1 rRNA gene is annotated in these 207 nt (G+C 54.6%); it reads right to left on the reverse strand.

The window, feature by feature from the left end:
* A 23S ribosomal RNA gene (locus M3221_RS26145) occupies nucleotides 1-207 on the reverse strand; the annotation flags it as partial.

The following is a 207-nucleotide window of genomic DNA, read 5'->3' on the forward strand; positions in this document are numbered from 1 at the left end:
CGCTCGCCGCTACTCAGGGAATCGCGTTTGCTTTCTCTTCCTCCGGGTACTTAGATGTTTCAGTTCCCCGGGTATGCCTCCTCCTGCCCTATGTATTCAGGCAGGGGTACCATCCCATTACGGATGGTGGGTTTCCCCATTCGGAAATCTCCGGATCAAAGCTTACTTACAGCTCCCCGGAGCATATCGGTGTTAGTCCCGTCCTTC

The sequence above is a fragment of the Domibacillus indicus genome, from assembly GCF_023715895.1.
Lineage (GTDB): Bacteria > Bacillota > Bacilli > Bacillales > Domibacillaceae > Domibacillus > Domibacillus indicus_A.